The sequence below is a fragment of the Pseudomonas morbosilactucae genome (genome assembly GCF_023241715.1).
In the GTDB taxonomy this organism is placed as follows: Bacteria; Pseudomonadota; Gammaproteobacteria; order Pseudomonadales; family Pseudomonadaceae; genus Aquipseudomonas; species Aquipseudomonas morbosilactucae.
Window position 1 is genome coordinate 71,726 of sequence record NZ_JALQCW010000003.1, and the last position, 17,370, is coordinate 89,095.

Genomic DNA, 17,370 nt, shown 5'->3' on the forward strand with positions numbered 1-17,370 from the left:
GAGTGGGGCTTCGCGGTCGATGGCACCGCCATTGTGCTTCGACCAGTCTTTTAGTCCTCCGAAGAGGATTGCCGGTGGCCAAAAAAGCCGCATCCTTCGCCGCCCTGGGTGGCTTGGTATTTTCCACCGACGCAGGTCGCCATTGCCCGGACTGTAGCCAGCCGGTGGCTGCCTGTATCTGCAAACAAACCCTGATTCCGGCCGGTGACGGCATTGCACGCGTGCGTCGCGAAAGCAAGGGCCGTGGCGGCAAGACGGTGACCACCATCACCGGCGTGCCCTTGGCCGAAGACGCCCTCAAGGAACTGGCCACCACGCTGAAAAAACGTTGTGGCACCGGCGGCGCCTTGAAGGATGGCGTCATCGAAATCCAGGGCGACCATGTCGAGCTACTCTTGGCTGAGTTGCTCAAGCACGGTTTCAAAGCGAAGAAATCCGGCGGCTAGCAGCCTCTGTGAAAACCACCCCCGACTTGATGCGGCCCGGCTCTTCCAGGCAGGTGCGTCGTCTCCATGGTTTTCACAGAGCCTGTTCATGACCGGTTTCTAAACTCAGGACTGTTGATGAGGTCTACCCCCTCGTTGCAGGCTAATCGTCATTTTCATTCTTTAGACTGCGCCAGCCTTCGATAGGGGTGGCGCTCTATGACTTCTTTATAGGGGACTTCGATGTCCGTACGACGCACACGCAAAGACGATGGCAGCCAATGGACAGTTGCGGACAGCCGCAGTGTTTATGGGATTCGCCATTGGGGGGCCGGGTATTTCGCGATCAATGACGCCGGTCGCGTCGAAGTTCGTCCGAACGGACCGAGCAGCCTGCCCATCGATTTGTTCGAACAGGTCGATGAACTGCGCAAGAGCGGCTTGTCCTTGCCGTTGCTGGTGCGCTTCCCGGATATCCTGCAAGACCGTGTGCGCCAGCTGACCGGCGCCTTCGACTCGAACATCGAGCGCCTGGAATACCAGAGCAAGTACACCGCGCTGTACCCGATCAAGGTCAACCAGCAGGAAGCGGTGATCGAGAACATCATCGCCACCCAGAACGTCTCCATCGGCCTGGAAGCCGGCTCCAAGCCTGAGCTGTTGGCGGTCCTGGCCCTGGCGCCGAAAGGCGGCACCATCGTCTGCAACGGCTACAAGGACCGGGAGTTCATCCGCCTGGCGCTGATGGGCCAGAAGCTGGGCCACAACGTGTTCATCGTCATCGAGAAAGAGTCCGAAGTGGGCCTGGTGATCGAAGAAGCCGCGTCCCTCAAGGTCAAGCCACAAGTCGGCCTGCGGGTGCGCCTGTCGTCCCTGGCCTCGAGCAAGTGGGCCGACACCGGTGGTGAAAAATCCAAGTTCGGTTTGTCCGCTGCCCAGTTGCTGTCGGTGGTCGAGCGTTTCCGCGCGGCCGGCCTGGACCAGGGCATCCGCCTGCTGCACTTCCACATGGGCTCGCAGATCGCCAACCTGGCGGACTACCAGCACGGCTTCAAGGAAGCGATCCGCTACTACGGCGAGCTGCGCAACCTCGGCCTGCCGGTGGACCACATCGACGTCGGTGGCGGCCTGGGCGTGGACTACGACGGTACTCACTCGCGCAACGCCAGCTCGATCAACTACGACATGGACGATTACGCCGGTGTCGTGGTGGGCATGCTCAAGGAATTCTGCGATGCCCAGAGCCTGCCGCACCCGCACATCTTCTCCGAGAGCGGCCGCTCGCTGACCGCCCACCATGCCATGCTGGTGGTGCAGGTGACTGACGTCGAGAAGCACAACGACGACGTGCCGAAGATCGAAAACAAGGAAGAGCTGCCGGAAACCGTGCAATGGCTGGTGGACCTGCTGGGCCCGACCGACATTGAAATGGTCACCGAAACCTACTGGCGCGCCACGCACTACATGAGCGACGTGGCCACCCAGTACGCCGACGGCAAGCTGACCCTGGCTGAAAAAGCCCTGGCCGAGCAGTGCTACTTCGCGGTGTGCCGTCGCCTGCACAACTCCTTGAAGGCCCGTCAGCGTTCCCACCGCCAAGTGCTGGATGAGCTCAACGACAAACTGGCCGACAAGTACATCTGCAACTTCTCGGTGTTCCAGAGCCTGCCGGATACCTGGGCCATCGGCCAGGTGCTGCCGATCCTGCCGTTGCACCGCCTCGACGAAGAGCCGCTGCGCCGTGCCGTGCTGCAAGACCTGACCTGCGACTCCGACGGCAAGATCAAGCAGTACGTCGACGAGCAGAGCATCGAGACCAGCTTGCCGGTGCATGCCCTTAACGAAGGCGAGGACTACTTGCTGGGGATCTTCCTGGTGGGTGCCTACCAGGAAATCCTCGGCGACATGCACAACCTGTTCGGTGACACCGACTCGGTGAACATCTACCAGCGCCCGGACGGCAGTGTGTACCACGCCGGTATCGAGACCCACGACACCATCGAAGACATGCTGCGCTACGTGCACTTGTCGCCTGAGGAGTTGATGACTCACTACCGCGACAAAGTGGCGAGCGCCAAGATCACGGCCTCCGAGCGTACCCAGTACCTCGACGCCCTGCGCCTGGGCCTGACCCGCTCGTCTTACTTGTCGAGCTGACAGGCGACGCAGCCAATAAAAACCCACCGGTGACGGTGGGTTTTTTTTGTCCCGGCGCTCAGGTTTTGCGACTAGCCTGCTGAATGCGCGCTGGCTGATGGGCGGCGGATGCGCTCGAACACTGCAGAGGTTCCAGCCGATGTTCAATCGTCCCGGGCATGCTGTCCTTTTGTTGCTGACCACCTTGATCCTCGGGCTGCTGGCCGGGTGTTCGCCGCTCAAGGTGCTCAACGCCTTGAGTCCCAGCGGCGGGGTTATCAAGACTCGGGGCATCGCCTACGGCAGCGATCCACGGCAGCAGTTGGACATCTACCAGCCCAAAGACGCAGCGCCGGGCGCACCGGTGGTGGTGTTTTTCTACGGCGGCAGTTGGAACAGCGGCTCACGTGCCGACTACGGGTTTGTTGGTGAGGCTTTGGCGTCCCGAGGCATGGTCGTGGTCTTGGCCGACTACCGCTTGTATCCGCAAGTGCGTTATCCGGCGTTCCTGGAGGATGGGGCTGCCGCCGTGGCCTGGACCCATGAACATATCGCCGGTTATGGCGCCAATCCCCAGCGGTTGTACGTGATGGGCCACAGTTCCGGTGCCTACAACGCGGCCATGCTGGCCCTGGACCCTAGCCTGCTGGCAGCGGTGGGGCTCAGCCCTGCGGTGGTCAAGGGCTGGATCGGCCTGGCTGGGCCTTACGATTTCCTGCCGATTGCCAATCAAGCGGTGCGGCCGGTGTTTTTCTACCCGGACTCGCCACCCGACTCCCAACCCATCAACCATGTCAGTCGAGGTGCGCCGCCCGCTTTGCTGATGGCCTCGAACGACGACACTCTGGTCAATCCGCAGCGCAATACCGGCGGCCTGGCCAACAAACTGCGCGCCGCGGACGTGCCGGTGCAGGAGTTCTACTTTGCGCGCACCAGCCACGGCACGCTGGTGGCAGCCCTTGCCCGACCCCTGCGCGGCCTGGCCCCGGTGCTGGACCGGGTCAGTGACTTTGTCGGCGCGCCACCGGCTCAGTGAGGCCGGGCAAACCAGCTGTCGTTCTTGCGCAGGTTCCAGGCAAAGGCGGTCAGGGTCAGGCTGCGTAACAGCATGAACAGCAGGAAGCTCAGCCACAGGCCGTGGTTGCCTAGGCCTTGCAGGGCCCAGGCACACGGCAGCCCCAAAAGCAGGCTGAGGAGCATGCCGTTGCGCATTTCCCTGGCCCGGGTGGCGCCGATAAACAGGCCGTCCAACAGGTAGCTCCAGACCGCTATCAGGGGCAGGGCGGCGAGGTAGGGCAGGTAGGTATAGGCTGTTTCCCGCACGCTGGGGATGTCGGTCTGCATTGCGATAAACAGGTGCCCTGCCAGCAGGAACAACAAGGCAAAGCCCAGGCTGGCCAGCAGCGACCAGCCGCCGGCCACCACCAGGGAGCGGCGCAGGGCATTGCGATCACGGGCGCCAATGGCATGGCCGCACAGGGCTTCCACGGCGTGGGCCAGGCCGTCCAGGGCATGGGCGGTGAGCAGCAGGCCGTTGAGCAGCAGGGCGTTGGCGGCGACGGTGGCATCCCCCAGGCGCGTGCCCTGGACCGTGATCATGAAAAACACCGATTGCAGCGCCAGGCTGCGGATGAAGATGTCACGGTTGACCGCCAGCAGCGGCCGCCAGCTCTGCCAGCGGCGCAAGGCGCCCCAGATGATCTGGCCCGGGTAGGCGCGCAAGGCCGGGCGGGTCAGGGCCAGGCCGAGCAGGGCGCCGGTCCATTCGGCAATCACCGAGGCCCGGGCTGAGCCGACCACGCCCCAATCCAGGCCGAGCACGAACCACAGGTTGAGGGCGATGTTCACCAGATTGGTGGTCAGCAATATGATCAAGGGCGCCCGGGCGTTCTGGGTGCCAAGGAACCAGCCCACCAGGGCGAAGCTGGCCAGGGCAGCGGGCAAGCCCAGCAGCCGGGTGTGGAAGAAGCCGAGGGCCATCTGCTGCAGCTCCATGGACGGCTGCATCCACTGCAGGGCGATACCGCTCAGGGGAATGGCGAGGCTGCCCAGCAGCAGGGCCATGCCCATGGCCAGCAACAGCCCTTGCAACAGCACCTGGCGCAGGGCCGTGCCGTCGCCGCGCCCGGCCGCTTGGGCAGCAAAGCCGGTGGCGCCCATGCGCAGAAAGCCCATGGTCCAGGCGAGGAAGGTGTAGAGGGTAGCGCCCACGGCCACGGCGCCCAATTGGTGAGCGTGGGGCAGGTGGCCGATGACGGTGCTGTCAACCAGGGCCACCAGGGGCACGGAAATATTCGAGAGGATCATTGGCGCCGCCAGGGCCCAGACGCGGCGGTGGGTCGGGCGGTGGCGCCAATCGGTAATCAGGGTGGACATGCAGGCTCCTTGCGAGAGCCGGCATTGTAGCCGCAGCCCGCGGCTTATGCCCCGGGCGTCGGCGCAGCGCCGGTCAATGCATGATCCAGCTCAGCAGCCACAGGCCGAGCATCAGCCAGATGATGCCCATGATGATCGAGGCGTTCATAAAGGCGCGGATCGCCGAGTACAGCAGCATCAGGCCGACAATCAGCGCGATGATGCTGATGATCGAGGTGTCCATCCCCAAGGCACGGGCCAGCCCATCGACGAAGTTGCCGCCGGCATGGGTCAGGGTGTTGAACAGGCCGCTGAGCAGATCGACGATAAAACGTATGACCGAACCGATGGCCTGGCCGAGCCATTCGAAAAAACTTTCTACCTGCATAAGGGCGTCCTGATGGAAGAGAGGGGTGTGCTCGCCTTTGGCCATTATTTGCCCCGGGGAGTTCCCTGTCAGCATAGAGCTTTTGCCCAGCTCCGGTGTGGGGCGATCTGGCGCTGATTGGCCCTTGCGCCCACTACCCATCCCCCGGAAGCTATACGCCTTCAGGAGACCCCGATGAACCTAGACGAACTGACCCAACGCCTGCACGCCATTCGCGACCGCAATGACTGGCGGCAATTTCATAGCCCGAAAAACCTGGCCATGGCCGCCAGCGTCGAAATGGCCGAACTGGTGGAAATCTTCCAGTGGCTGAGCGAAGACCAATCGCGGCAACTGCCGGCGGAAAAACTGGCCCACGCCGGCCAGGAAGTCGGCGATATCGTGCTCTACCTCCTGCTGCTGTGCAGTGAGCTGGGGCTGGACATGGCCCAGGTGGTGGGCGACAAGCTGGCCGACAGCGAACGGCGGTTCAGCGGATGAGCGACCGTCATTTCGATCAACTGGCGACCCGCTTCGCCGAAAAAATCTACGGCGGGGCCAAGGGCGCCATTCGTCTGGCCGTGCTTCAGGCCGACCTGACGGAAAGCCTGCCCCCGCGGCCGCTGCGGGTTCTGGACATTGGCGCCGGGCTGGGCCACATGTCGCTGTGGCTGGCCGAGCGCGGGCACCAGGTGACCCTGGCCGAACCGGCTGCGCCGATGCTGGAGGGCGCCCGCCAACGTTTTGCCGATGCCGGGCAGAGCGCAACTTTTATCCAGGCGCCCTGGCAGGACCTGCTGGGCCAGCTCACCGAACCCTACGACCTGGTGCTGTGCCACGCCGTGCTGGAGTGGCTGGCCGAGCCCCACGCCATCCTGCCGGTGCTGCATCAGTTGACGACCCGGGACGGCTGGTTGTCCCTGGCGTTTTATAACCGCGACGCGCTGATTTACCGCAACCTGCTCAAGGGCCACTTCCGCAAGATGCGCAAGAACGACATGGCCGGCGAAAAGCAGAGCCTGACTCCGCAGCAACCGCTCGATCCCCGTGAATTGGCGACGCAACTTGAGGGCTTGTGGCAGGTCGAAACCCAGAGTGGCGTGCGGGTTTTCCACGATTACATGCCGGTGGAGTTCCAGGCCCGCGCCGAGCTGGCGGACCTCCTGGAAATGGAACTGGCGCACCGCCGACACCCAAGTTTCGCCGGGCTTGGGCGTTACCTGCATTGGATGTGCCGGCCGATCTAACGGAGTGCCCCATGAAACGCCGTCTTGGTCTGATCCTCCTGTGTGCGGGGCTTGCCGCCTGCCAAGGCAGCAACCCCTATGTCGCCAGTTCCAATCCCTTGCCGCCGGCGCCGCCGCAAGCGGCGACCACCTTCGACCGCAGCGCCTACCCGGCGCCGTCGCGGGATTACGGACGCTACCGCAGTTGGGCCTGGCTCAACGGGCGTCAGCCCGCCGGCTCGGCCTGGGCGGATTCGGCACAGATCGCCGAGGCGGTGGGCAACGCCCTGGATCAGCGCGGCCTGCGACCGTTGTACGATCAGCGCCCGGCGGACTTGTGGGTCAGCGCTGATGTGCACCTGGAAAAACGCCTGCGCCAGGTCCAGGATGATTACGGCTACGGCGGTTACGGTGGCTACAACCGTTACGGCCCGGGTTACGGCATGTATGGCAGCGTGCCGGTGGTGCGGACCTACGAGGTCCAAGTGGTGGTGGTTCGGGTCAACCTGTTCGATGGTCCCACTGGCCAGCCGGTATGGAGCGCCAGCGCTGAAACCAGCAGCCGGGGCAGTATGAGCGAACGTGCCGCTGCCTTGCGTGAGGCGCTGGAAAAGGCCCTGTCGGCCTATCCACCCAGCTAGTCTGTTCAGAGTGCTGCTTTCTCATCGGAGAACAATCATGTTCCATCGCCTCGTTCTACTGGTCTGTGCCGCGCTGCTCAGCGCTTGCGCCGCCAACCAGGTCAACCACGACTTCGACGCCAGTCGCGACTTTGCCGCCTATCGCAGCTGGAGCTGGAAAGAGCCCGGCCTGCAGTACCGCCCGGATGACCCACGGATCAAAAGCGACCTGACCGAGCAGCGCATTCGCCAAGCGGTGGCCGAGCAACTGGATCAGCGTGGCCTGCGTTCCGTGATGGGGGCGGCCCGGGCAGACGTGAATGTCCAGACCTACCTGATCATTGAGGACCGCCAGCAGCAGGTCACCACCAATTACGGCGGTGGCTGGGGTGGCCCATGGAACGGCTACTGGGGCGGCCCGATGTACAACGAAACCCGCAACGTCACCTATAAGGTGGCGACCATCCAGATCGACCTGCTGGACGCCAAGGACGGCAAGCTGGTGTGGCGCGGCAGCGATGAGCAGATGCTCAGCAGCTCGCCCAACCCCAGCGATCGCAGCGCCGCCGTGCGCGCCACTGTGGCGCGGATCCTGGCCAACTACCCGCCCCGCTAACGCGGCGCTTCAGGCTGGCGCTTAAGGGCGCAATACCGTCAGTCAGCGGCGCTGGCACCTTGCCAGCGCCGGCTGCAGGCCTTGTCTACACTGCTTTGCATCTATCCAGACAGCGCTTGGCTGTGGGCCGGCAAAGGAGTGCTCGATGTCTTCCCCGAGAGGCTGGTCCGGCCCGGGCGACAACGTGGTGCCATTGGTTTGATCGCGGCGGTGAGCCTGGGCCTGGCCTTGCTCTTGATGCTGCTGGTGGTGGACAGCGGGCGGCTGTATCTGGAACAGCGCAAGTTGCAGCGGGTGGCCGACAACGCCGCGTTGGAGGCGGTCAGCCGCGGCGGCACTTGCCAGGCCGGGTTGACGGCGGCGCAATACGCCAACCAGAGCGCTGTGCGTAACGGGTTTACCCCGGATGCCGACAGCACCCTCAATACCACCTGTGGCGGCCTGGTGACCGGCGCCAACGGCGTGCGCACCTTCAGCCTGAATGCCAGCCAGTCGGCGGCGGTACGGGTGATTGTCAGCGATTCGGTGCACACCAGTGTGGCGCGGGGCGTGGGTGCGCTGTTTTCCGCGGGGCCGGTCAGCCTCAATACCCAACTGACAGCCACTGCGGTGGCGGCTACACCGGCACCGAGCCTGGCTCAGCTGAGCATTCGCAGTACTTTGCTAACAGTGAGCAGCGCTCAGTCAACTTTGCTCAACGGTGTGATTGGCAGGATGTTGGGCGGCAGCCTGAATGTGGATGCGCTGGGCTGGAACGGATTGATCAACACCAATATCAATTTGCTCAGCTTCCTCGATCAGTTAGCAATTAATGTGGGGGCATCTGCTGGCAATTACACTCAGTTGCTCAATACCTCCGTGACCCTCACCCAGTTAATTCAGGCTGCGGCGACGGTGGTTCAAGCCAACGGCGCGACTGCTGATGTTCTCACCGCGTTAGGACAGCTTAAAGTCGCCGCCATTAACCAGACGCCCCTAACGCTCGGGGATATTTTGAAGTTGCAGACAGGCATGCCTTCTACGGCGCTGGACGCCAATCTACAGTTGTTTCAACTGGTGCAGGCACTGATTCAGCTCTCCAACAGCAAGAGCGCTGCTGCAGTCACCCTCCCGGCGAACCTCCTTGGGTTGGGGAGTGTGACGGTGCGGACCAAGGTAATTGAACCACCACAGTTGTCGGCCGTTGGTGATCCGCGCTTGGCCAAGGCTGATCCGCAGGGGGCGAACCGTATTTATGTGCGCACAGCTCAGGTGCGCACCCTGGTTTCAGTAAATCTGACAGGGTTGTCCGGGGTGACGGGGCTGGCCAACGCATTGCTGGGGTTGGTGGGGAATCTAACGCCGACTCTCAATAGTCTGCTGAAGTTGGACCTGGCCAGCACCATCAATTCTGTGGGATGCCTGTTAGGCGCTGGTTGCGAGCAAATCGATCCGCAGTTGCTGCCATCGCCCCAGATTGATATCAGCCTGGAGCTGGGAGGGGCCAAAGCCTATGTCACGGATTACAGTTGTCCGACTGGCACTACTGGAACCAAGAGTTTGACGGTCCATAGCGAGTCTTCGATTGCCGATATTAAGGTCGGTAAAATCGATTCAACCAATGCTTTTTCCTCTTCGGCGGAACCTACGGTGATGCCGCTGGCCCTCATCGACCTTGGAATCTGGACCTGTCACAAACTGCTCGGTATTGGGACTTGTGGCCCGCAACGTACGGCTTTTGCTGCGGGAGGGATCGGTATCCAAGTGGACAGCCAGGTAGGGCTGACTCAAACCGGAAGCAATCAAGGGCGGGACATGGTGTTTGCCAGCAGTGCCTCCCCGTTCCCGGAGCCGCCTAACGTCAAACAGACTCCGAGCTACAAGAACATGGCCCCGACCCAAAACCTGGTCAATAGCCTGGCCACCACGATTTCGGGTATCAATCTGATTGTCTATCAGCCGGTCAATAACAATCCTTTGGGAGCGGTAGTGGCGGGTGTTGGTGGTTTGATCAGCGGCGTCAGCACGCTCCTCACTCCAGTGATCAGCGGCCTCCTGAGCCCCGTGCTCGACCCCCTGCTGAACAACCTGCTGTCGATGCTGGGCATTAATCTGATGGACGTCGAAGTCGGCGCCAACCTGACTTGTGGCCAGGCGGGCAGGGCCTACCTGGTGATCTGAAGGGGCTCAGCTCAGGGGCAGCTCGATGCAGAAGCGCGCCCCTTGTTCGGCGTTGCTCACGCTCAGGCGGCCGCCCATGTTTTCGACGATGCCATAGCTCACCGACAGGCCGAGGCCGGTGCCGGTGCCAATGGGTTTGGTGGTGAAAAAGGGCTCGAAAATCCGTTCCAGCAGGCGCGGGTCGATGCCGCCGCCGTTGTCTTCCACCCACAGGCGCACCCATTGCTCGTCCCGGTTGGCGCTGAGGCTGATCCACGGCTGCCCGTGAGCCTGATCAGCGCGTGGGTCGAGCAGGGCATCGCGGGCGTTGACCATCAGGTTGATCAGCACCTGCTCCAGTTGGTCGACATGGCCGCGCACCTGAACCTGCAGGTCGATCTCTCCGAGCCGCAGTTCCACGCCCTTGCCGCGCATGCCCTCGCTGAGCAGCGACAGGCTGCCTTCCACGGCCTGGGCCGGGTTGAAGGGGCGCTGCTCGATCTCCGAGCGTCGGCCGAAGACCCGCATGTGATCGACGATGCGCGCTGCACGTTGCACCTGGGCGTCGATCCGGTTGAGTTTTTCCTGGAGGTAGTCGATCTGCACCTCGCCTGTGCTCAGGCGCTTGAGCACGTTGACGATGGCCATGCGCATCACGTTCAGCGGTTGATTGATTTCGTGGGCCAGGCCGGTGGCCATTTCGCCGAGGGTGGCCATTTTCGCGCTCTGGGTAAGCTGCAATTGGGAGCGTCGGACTTCTGTGTTGTCGCGGCCTACGGCCTGGATCTCCAGAAGTTGCCCCTGGGCATCGAACACCCCGCGATCCGACCAGACCCACCACGCATGTTCGCGCCCGGGCAACTGCAGGCTGATTTCCGCCGTGCTCACCGGGAACTCGGGGCTCAGCAGGGCGATGCGCTGGACAAATGCCTGATGCTGCTCGGCCGACAGCCAGTCGCCGAGGTGGCTGCCCGGCAATTGCTCCGGCGCGCACTCCAGGTAGTTGGCCAGCGGACGGTTGCCGAACGTCAGGGTCAGGTCCGGGCGGTAGCGGCAGATCATCGCCGGCGAGTCTTCCACCAGGATCCGATAACGCTCTTCACTTTGCCGGACCTGCTCGGCGGCCAGGGTTGCGCTGGTGACATCCAGCCACAGCCCCACGGCTTCCACCGGCAAGCCCAGGTCGTCGCGCAGCAGCTTGGCCTCGTCCAGCACCCAGTGGTATTCGCCCTGGCGGTCACGCAGCCGATAGCGGCTGTGGACCGCGCCTTCGCGCAGCAGTTGGCGGGTGCGTTGGAAGTACAGTTCACGGTCATCGGGGTGGACCCAGTCCACCACTGCGCCGCCAGGGCAGTCTTCCAGGCTCCAGCCCAGCAGCGGTTGCAGGCTGGCGCTGAAGAAACTCACCGGTAACGCGCCCTCGACGTAGGCCTGCACGTAGATCACCGCCGGGGAACTGGCGATCAGGTTGTCGAGGCGGGCGTGGGCGGCGGCGGCCTGTTGCTGCTGCTCCTTGATGTCGCTGATGTCGAGCATGAACCCGACAAAGCGCCGCTGTTCGCCGTGGCCCAGGGCCTGGCCCTGGACCCGATACCAGAGCGGCGGCGCCGTGGTGTCTGCAGGCAACAGGCGCACGCACAGCAGCAGTGGCTTGCCGTGTTGCAGGGCTTGCAGGCCGCTGGCCAGCTCTTGCCGGTCAGCCGGGTGGATGCGCTGCAACCAACGCTCCACGGACAGGCGATGGGTGTCGGTGTCCAGTTGCAGGCTGCGGGCCAGGGGGGCGGCGACCTGGATCTCGGCGTGCCCGGGCAGCCATTCCCACCAGCCGGTGCCGAGCAGTTCCTGCAAGGCCGCCAGGCGTTCCAGATGCTGCTGGTTGCGCTGCTCACGCAGGCGGCCGAGCAAGGGGGCGGCGAGGGCGGCGCAGAGCATCAGCCAGTCACCGTCTTGCAACGCCACAGTGGGCGCCGCCGAGTAGCCGCCGCACAGCAACCAGGCGGCGACTCCCTGATCATCTCGATAGGGCACCAGCAGCCCTTCGCCGTTGCCGAAGAGCCCCAGCAGGCGCGGGTGGGGCTCAAGGCCATGGAGCAGTTGCAGGTGCAGGGGCGTATTGCCGGCGAGGCTGTCCAGGGCGCTGCCCAGTACCTGGCCGGGTTGCCACAGGTCTGCTGCGTCGTGGGCACGGTAGCAGGCGTGGATCTGCCACTCGTGTTGCTGCTCATCGAGCAGGGCGATTGCTACACAGGGAATGGCCCAGCGCTGGGCCAGCCCTTGCAGTTGGTCCTGCAGAACGTCGGCCAGGCGCGACAGGCTGCACCGGCGCAATTGCTCGCTGAATTGGCTCGCGAGCCCCTGGCAGGCTTCTCGCACTTGCCAGTGCTGCCGTTCCTGGAGCAGGTCGCCGATGTCCAGCAATTGCATCAGCCAGGCATCGGCCCACGGCTGTACCCAACCGCGTAGGTGCAAGGTGCTGCGGCCAGGGCCCTGGAAGTCCAGGTCCAGCAGTTGGCCGGACCAGTCGGCGGGGCCGCCTTCAATCGCCAGCGTACGCTGGGGCCACAGATAGTCCGCCAAGTGCAATGACGCCAATGCCTGGGGCCGTTGCAGCAGGGCGTGGCGCAACGGACCGGCGATCTCCAGCACCCGGCCCTGGCCGTCCAGCAGCAACTGCAGGCCGACCGGTTGGGCGGGCAAGGTCGGTAGGGCTTGCGTGGCCAGAGAGGGCGGGCGGCCGAGCAGGCGGCCCAGGAGTTTGTCCCCAGGGGTCAAAATTGCATTCTCGAGGTGACTTGCAGCTGCGCTGGCAGGTTGGGCACGGTGCCGATCCCGGGCAGTACCAGGAAGGGCATGACCTGATTCAGTTTGCTGGTGGGGTAATTCACCGCAACGGTGAGGATGCCGCCGCTGTAGACCGCGCTGTAGTCGCTGGCGGCGAAGTTGAAGGCGCTGGGTATCCACGCGGTTTTCTGGGCCATCACTTGCCTGGCCAGGGTTTCCACGGCGCTTGCGTAGTTGGGTGTGTTGGGGTCGATCGACACCGAGCGCCTAAGGGCTTCGGCGGTGGCTTCATGGAAGGATTGCATCAGCAGCAACGGCAGGCTGTAGCTGACCAGCCCATAGAACACCGCAAAGAAAATCACGAAGACGGCGGCGAACTCGATGGCCACTGCACCTTTTTCCGCGTTTCGCAGGCCCTGTTTCATAAGTGCGTCTACCCTGACGACCACTGAGTCATCTGAGCATAGATTCATTCAGCCAAAAGGGACGTGTTAACTGAATGCAAGGCCTCGTTTTGTACAGCTGGCTGGTGCTTTGCGCGGCCCAGGACATTCGCCAGCGGCACATCGCCAACCTCCTGACCCTGGGCGCCGCGCTCCTGGCGCTGCTGTACCTGCTGTGGACGGGCAGCACCTGGTGGGGCGCCACGCCTGCCCAGGGTGGCTGGGCCCTGCTGCTGGCCCTGCTGTTGACCTCGCCCGGTTACGCCCTGGGGCGCATGGGTGCGGGGGACGTGAAATTGTTGGCAGCACTGGGGCTGGCGACCGATCAACTGCACCTGCTGGGCACCTTGATCGGGGCCGGGGCCACCAGCCTGCTGTGGATACTGCTAGCGCCAAGAATCTGGCCCCTTATGGGTCAAGGCCTTAAACAAAGCCTGCGACACCTGGACCCGCAACAGTCAAAGAATTGTGCTTTTGCCCCCTTTATCCTGCTCGGAATGCTCTCCACGGCGCTTTGGATCCACTAGTCGCCGAGGTGATTAATGCCATGTACATAGTCCGAAAGTGGGTCTACGTTTATCTCGGGGCAGCCCGCGAAATGCATGACGCAACAGCAATGGTCAGCCATTGACCTAGGCATGGAGTGAGACGTGAACAAGCCAAGTGTCCAGATGAAGGTGCTTGTGGTGGACGATCAGCCCTTGATCGTCGAGGAGCTGTGCGAGTTTCTCGAAGGCAGCGGATACCGTTGCGTCCCGTGTGATTCCAGTCGTCAGGCGGTTGAGTTATTCAGCAACGACGAGGAAATTTCCCTGGTGCTGTGCGACCTGCACATGCCCGAGCTGGACGGCATCCAACTGGTCCAAGAGCTGCATCGGGTGGCCGGCAAGCAACGGGTGTTCGAGGCCATCATGCTCACCGGTCGCGCCGACAAGCAGGACGTGATCAAGGCCCTGCGCGCCGGTTTCGCCGACTACTACCAAAAACCCATTGTCCTCGACGAATTGCTGGCCGGCCTGCAACGCCAGGAAGCGTCCCTCGAGGAGCAACAGAAAAACCTGCACCTGGGGCACCTGAACCAGAAGCTGCAGTTTCTTTCCCAGTCCATCGATGACCTTTACCAGGACCTCGACAAGGTTCGCCGCAGCCCGCAAGCCACGGTGGGCGAAGAGGATGGCGAGGCGGGGGGGGAGCTGGACCGGATCGAAATGCCGGCGATGTTCAATCAATTGTCGCCCCGGCAGTTGGATGTGGCGCGCCTGGTGGGCAAAGGCCAGACCAACTACCAGATCGCCTGTGAACTGGGGATCACCGAAAACACCGTGAAACTCTACGTGTCCCAGGTCCTGCGCCTGACCCACATGCACAACCGCACCCAGTTGGCCCTGGCGCTGTCCCCCAGCAGCTCGGTCCACGGGCAGCGCCTGACCGCCCACTGACCCCCGCTCAAGGTGGCTGGCCGCGTAGGCCAGCCGCCGCGCCCTAACGTTTGATTTCCACCTTGCCGGCAGCATCCGGGTCATACAGGTCCGGAATCTCGTATTGGTATTTTTTCAGCCAGCGTTGCAGCGCCAGCTCGCGTTCGACGGGCGTGGCGGTCTGTGGCGTGGGCGAGGCGGCGAGGTTGCGTCGCTGCAGTTGCAGCCAGTTTTCGGTTTCCTGTTGCTGGGCCGAAGACGGCCCAGGCTCGATAGCGTCTGCGGCCCAGGGGGCGGCCAGCAGGGCTGCACAGCAGAGGATCGGGAGTTTCATCATCACCTCTTCTTCGCTTACTTGATGCCGGAGGATGGGGCGTTGGCCACTGCCGCGACCTGGGCGCTTTTCAGCGAGCCCTTGAGGGCTTGGGCTCGGGCCTGGGCCTGGCTGAATTGTTCGGGGCTCAGGCCGGCACTGCTGACCACGGCGGCGGCCTGTTCCCAGTTGTCCTGATACAGCAGCAGGGTCACCAGGTTGAGTGCCGGCAGCGTGTCGCCCTGTTTGAGCTCGATGGCGGTGAGGAACTGGAATCGAGCGTCGTCGAGGCGCAGTTGGTTGAGGTAGACCACGCCCAGGTCGTTGCGGACCTTTTCGTCGGTGGGCGCCAGGCTTGCGGCGCGCTGCAGGTGGGCCTGGGCCTGGCCGTTGTCGCCACGGGCGGCAGCCAGTTGCCCCAGGCCGTGCTCGCCTTCGGCCGCCAGGCACGAGCCCAGCAGGCTGCGGTACAGGGGTTCGGCTTCGCTGCGCCCCAGCAGGCGATAGACCCGGGCCTTGCGCAGGCGCACCTCGCTGAGGTTGTCCGGCAGGCTTTCCAGGTTGGCCAGGCTGGCGTGCAGTTTGCCCTGGTTGGCCAGGTCGTCGGCCAGGCTCATCGACAGTTCTTGCTCGGCCCCCAGCGGGGTGCAACTGCTGGACGAGCTCAAGGCCGACCAGGGCATCTGGCCGTTGTTGGCGCATCCGGCGAGCAACATCAGGCTTGCAGCGGCAATCATGGCTTTCATTAGCGTCCCTCTAATAAGCGAAGGCCCGGGCGATGGCGGTGAAGCCCGGGCCGGCCAATACGATCAGCAAGGCGGGAAAGAGAAACAGCATCATCACCACCGACATCTTGGCCGACATTTTCGAAATGTATTCCTGCAGGCGGGTCAGGCGCCGGTCGTCGAGCAGTTGCTTGAGCGTCTGCAGTGACTTCATTGCGCCCCCGCCCTGTTGAATCAGTTGCTGGAGAATCACGCAGGTGTCGGTGAACTCGTCCACGGCCAGCAGTTGCGCGGTGTTGTTCAGTTCCTGGCCCAGCTCCAGCCCGGAGTCCACCCGGGTCAGGATCAGGCGCAGTTCCAGGGTCAGTTGCGGCAAGAGTTTCTGCGCCTCGCTGGCGAGCACCCGCAGCGCCTGTTCCACCGCCATGCCCGACTCGAAGAGGATGCGCAGCAGGGGGATGAAAGTGGAGATCTCCAGGGCAATCGCGTTTTGTCGACGTTGGGCGCCATACGCCAGGGCCCGCTTGGGCAGCAGGTAACCGACGCCGGCCGCCAGCAGGGGGGCGAGCCAGCGGTTTTCGGCGTGGGGGAAGGCCACGCTCTGGACAAACAGCACCACGCCGATCAGCACCACCGGTGTGCCGATCTGCAGCGCGGCGAACAACGAGCGTTGCTGGGCCCGGCGCCAGCCGAGGCGATTGAGCAAGGTCAGGGTTTCGCTGTCGATGCTCACCGAGCGCTGGCCAAAGCGGCTTTCCCCCAGCGCCCGCAGCCAACTGCCCAGGCGGTTGTCGCGGGTCATGTGGCCCTGCAGGCGCTGGGTGATCTGGCGTCTGCGCTGGCGCTGCTCCACCAGGTTGCCGCCAATCAGCAACAGCGCCCCGAGGAACAGCAAGACACTGGCCACGATAAACATCTCAGACGCTCCGCAACATGCGCCACAGCGCCAGGCAACCGAAAATCTGCAGGAGTACCGCGATGATCAGCATGGTCTGGCCACTGGGATCGCGCCACATGCCCAGCATGTAGCCCGGGTTGGTGAGCATGAAGTAGGCCACCAGCAGCAGCGGCAGGCTGCCCAGGACCCAGGCGGTCATGCGGGTTTCCCCGGTCATGGCGCTCAACTGCCGGGCCCCCTGTTCCCGTTCGCGAATCAGCTTGATCAGGTTCTCCAGCAACTCGCTGGCATTGCCGCCATAGCGATGGTTGACCTTCAGCCCCAGGGCAAACATGCGCAATTCGTCCTGTTCGTAGAGTTCGGCGAAGTCCTGTACCGCGTCGGGCAGGTTGACCCCCAACTGCACGTTGCGCTGGATCCGGCCCATGGCTTGTTTCAGCGGATCACTGCTGGCCTCGATGCCGCCCAGGACGGCATCGGCTAGGGTCCGGCCGGACTTCAGGCTGCGCACACTGTGGTCGAGCAACTGTGGCAGTTGCTCGATCATGCGCTTGAGCCGGAGCTGATACAGCCAGGCCACGTACAGCCGCAGCAGCAGGGGCGGCAGCAGCAGGCAGCCGAGCAGGCCGGGCCAACTGGCCAGGGCGAAACCCAGGAGCATCAACAGGGCCCAAAGGGCCAGCCACAGCCCCAGGCGCTCCGTGGGCTGGCCCAGGCCGGCTCGCAAGAAGGCCCGCTCCAGGCCGTTCCAGGAGGTTTTCTGCGGGGCCAGGTCCGGTTGCCCTTCGGCCAGGCGGCTTAGCACCCGCTCGGTGTTGGTCTTGCGCAGGCCGTTGTAGAACAGCCACAACGAGAGCCCAAGTAGGATCAGGCACATCAGGGCCAACAGCACAGGAGCGAGCATCGCG

Annotated in this window: 18 protein-coding genes; 10 read left to right on the forward strand and 8 right to left on the reverse strand. The window is 63.6% G+C overall.

The window, feature by feature from the left end:
* Positions 1-74 precede the first annotated feature (74 nt).
* The 3 genes from M1B34_RS01085 to M1B34_RS01095 all read left to right on the forward strand — a co-directional run bounded on the left by M1B34_RS01085 (position 75) and on the right by M1B34_RS01095 (position 3,597).
* Complete coding sequence (locus tag M1B34_RS01085; protein WP_123329761.1) at positions 75-446, forward strand: translation initiation factor Sui1; 372 nt, start codon at positions 75-77, stop codon at positions 444-446.
* Between the two features lie 222 nt (positions 447-668).
* Positions 669-2,582, forward strand: coding sequence for an arginine decarboxylase (gene speA / locus M1B34_RS01090; protein ID WP_123329763.1), 1,914 nt, complete (start codon positions 669-671; stop codon positions 2,580-2,582).
* Between the two features lie 139 nt (positions 2,583-2,721).
* Entirely contained in the window at positions 2,722-3,597 is an 876-nt protein-coding gene (locus M1B34_RS01095; RefSeq protein ID WP_268264202.1) for an alpha/beta hydrolase, read from the forward strand.
* Here the strand turns inward: M1B34_RS01095 and M1B34_RS01100 are convergent.
* Together M1B34_RS01100 and M1B34_RS01105 are read right to left on the reverse strand one after the other, a co-directional pair.
* Positions 3,591-4,937, reverse strand: coding sequence for an MATE family efflux transporter (locus M1B34_RS01100; protein ID WP_268264203.1), 1,347 nt, complete (start codon positions 4,935-4,937; stop codon positions 3,591-3,593). The two genes, M1B34_RS01095 and M1B34_RS01100, sit on opposite strands and share 7 nt — an antisense overlap.
* Positions 4,938-5,010: 73 nt before the next feature.
* A complete protein-coding gene (locus M1B34_RS01105) occupies positions 5,011-5,304 on the reverse strand; it encodes a hypothetical protein (protein WP_123329768.1) in 294 nt (97 codons plus the stop codon).
* Positions 5,305-5,478: 174 nt separating this feature from the next.
* On the opposite strand from M1B34_RS01105, the gene M1B34_RS01110 reads away from it, so the two are divergent.
* The 5 genes from M1B34_RS01110 (at position 5,479) to M1B34_RS01130 (ending at position 9,905) form a co-directional block, all read left to right on the forward strand.
* On the forward strand, positions 5,479-5,784 hold the full coding sequence (locus M1B34_RS01110) for a MazG-like family protein (protein WP_123329770.1): 306 nt from the start codon (positions 5,479-5,481) through the stop codon (positions 5,782-5,784).
* Positions 5,781-6,530 (forward strand): methyltransferase, encoded by a 750-nt coding sequence (locus M1B34_RS01115; RefSeq protein ID WP_268264204.1) that lies wholly within the window; start codon positions 5,781-5,783, stop codon positions 6,528-6,530. Before M1B34_RS01110 ends, M1B34_RS01115 begins: the two co-directional genes overlap by 4 nt.
* A gap of 11 nt (positions 6,531-6,541) precedes the next feature.
* A complete protein-coding gene (locus tag M1B34_RS01120; protein ID WP_268264205.1) occupies positions 6,542-7,150 on the forward strand; it encodes a DUF4136 domain-containing protein in 609 nt (202 codons plus the stop codon).
* 37 nt (positions 7,151-7,187) lie between these two features.
* The gene (locus M1B34_RS01125; protein WP_268264206.1) at positions 7,188-7,745 is read left to right on the forward strand and encodes a DUF4136 domain-containing protein; all 558 of its coding nucleotides are present in this window, start codon (positions 7,188-7,190) and stop codon (positions 7,743-7,745) included.
* Between the two features lie 138 nt (positions 7,746-7,883).
* Positions 7,884-9,905 carry a pilus assembly protein TadG-related protein gene (locus M1B34_RS01130; RefSeq protein ID WP_268264226.1) on the forward strand — a complete coding sequence of 674 codons (2,022 nt, stop codon included), beginning with the start codon at positions 7,884-7,886 and terminating at the stop codon, positions 9,903-9,905.
* 6 nt (positions 9,906-9,911) lie between these two features.
* Here the strand turns inward: M1B34_RS01130 and M1B34_RS01135 are convergent, their stop codons facing one another.
* Positions 9,912-12,656: an ATP-binding protein gene (locus M1B34_RS01135; RefSeq protein WP_268264207.1), complete on the reverse strand. Its 2,745-nt coding sequence runs from the start codon at positions 12,654-12,656 to the stop codon at positions 9,912-9,914.
* On the reverse strand, positions 12,653-13,090 hold the full coding sequence (locus tag M1B34_RS01140) for a TadE/TadG family type IV pilus assembly protein (RefSeq protein ID WP_268264208.1): 438 nt from the start codon (positions 13,088-13,090) through the stop codon (positions 12,653-12,655). Before M1B34_RS01140 ends, M1B34_RS01135 begins: the two co-directional genes overlap by 4 nt.
* Before the next feature lie 74 nt (positions 13,091-13,164).
* Between M1B34_RS01140 and M1B34_RS01145 the strand changes: the two genes are divergently transcribed.
* Positions 13,165-13,635 (forward strand): prepilin peptidase, encoded by a 471-nt coding sequence (locus tag M1B34_RS01145; RefSeq protein ID WP_268264209.1) that lies wholly within the window; start codon positions 13,165-13,167, stop codon positions 13,633-13,635.
* A gap of 144 nt (positions 13,636-13,779) precedes the next feature.
* Positions 13,780-14,547, forward strand: a complete 768-nt coding sequence (locus M1B34_RS01150) for a response regulator (RefSeq protein WP_279653088.1) — start codon at positions 13,780-13,782, stop codon at positions 14,545-14,547.
* Between the two features lie 43 nt (positions 14,548-14,590).
* On the opposite strand, the gene M1B34_RS01155 is transcribed toward M1B34_RS01150, so the two are convergent.
* The 4 genes from M1B34_RS01155 to M1B34_RS01170 are packed head-to-tail and all read right to left on the reverse strand — an operon-like array spanning position 14,591 to position 17,366.
* Complete coding sequence (locus tag M1B34_RS01155) at positions 14,591-14,863, reverse strand: DUF3613 domain-containing protein (RefSeq protein ID WP_268264211.1); 273 nt, start codon at positions 14,861-14,863, stop codon at positions 14,591-14,593.
* Positions 14,864-14,877: 14 nt separating this feature from the next.
* The gene (locus tag M1B34_RS01160) at positions 14,878-15,585 is read right to left on the reverse strand and encodes a tetratricopeptide repeat protein (protein WP_268264212.1); all 708 of its coding nucleotides are present in this window, start codon (positions 15,583-15,585) and stop codon (positions 14,878-14,880) included.
* A 10-nt stretch (positions 15,586-15,595) separates the two neighbouring features.
* Entirely contained in the window at positions 15,596-16,480 is an 885-nt protein-coding gene (locus M1B34_RS01165; RefSeq protein ID WP_268263008.1) for a type II secretion system F family protein, read from the reverse strand.
* 1 nt (position 16,481) lies between these two features.
* Positions 16,482-17,366 (reverse strand): type II secretion system F family protein, encoded by an 885-nt coding sequence (locus M1B34_RS01170; RefSeq protein ID WP_268264213.1) that lies wholly within the window; start codon positions 17,364-17,366, stop codon positions 16,482-16,484.
* Positions 17,367-17,370 lie beyond the last annotated feature (4 nt).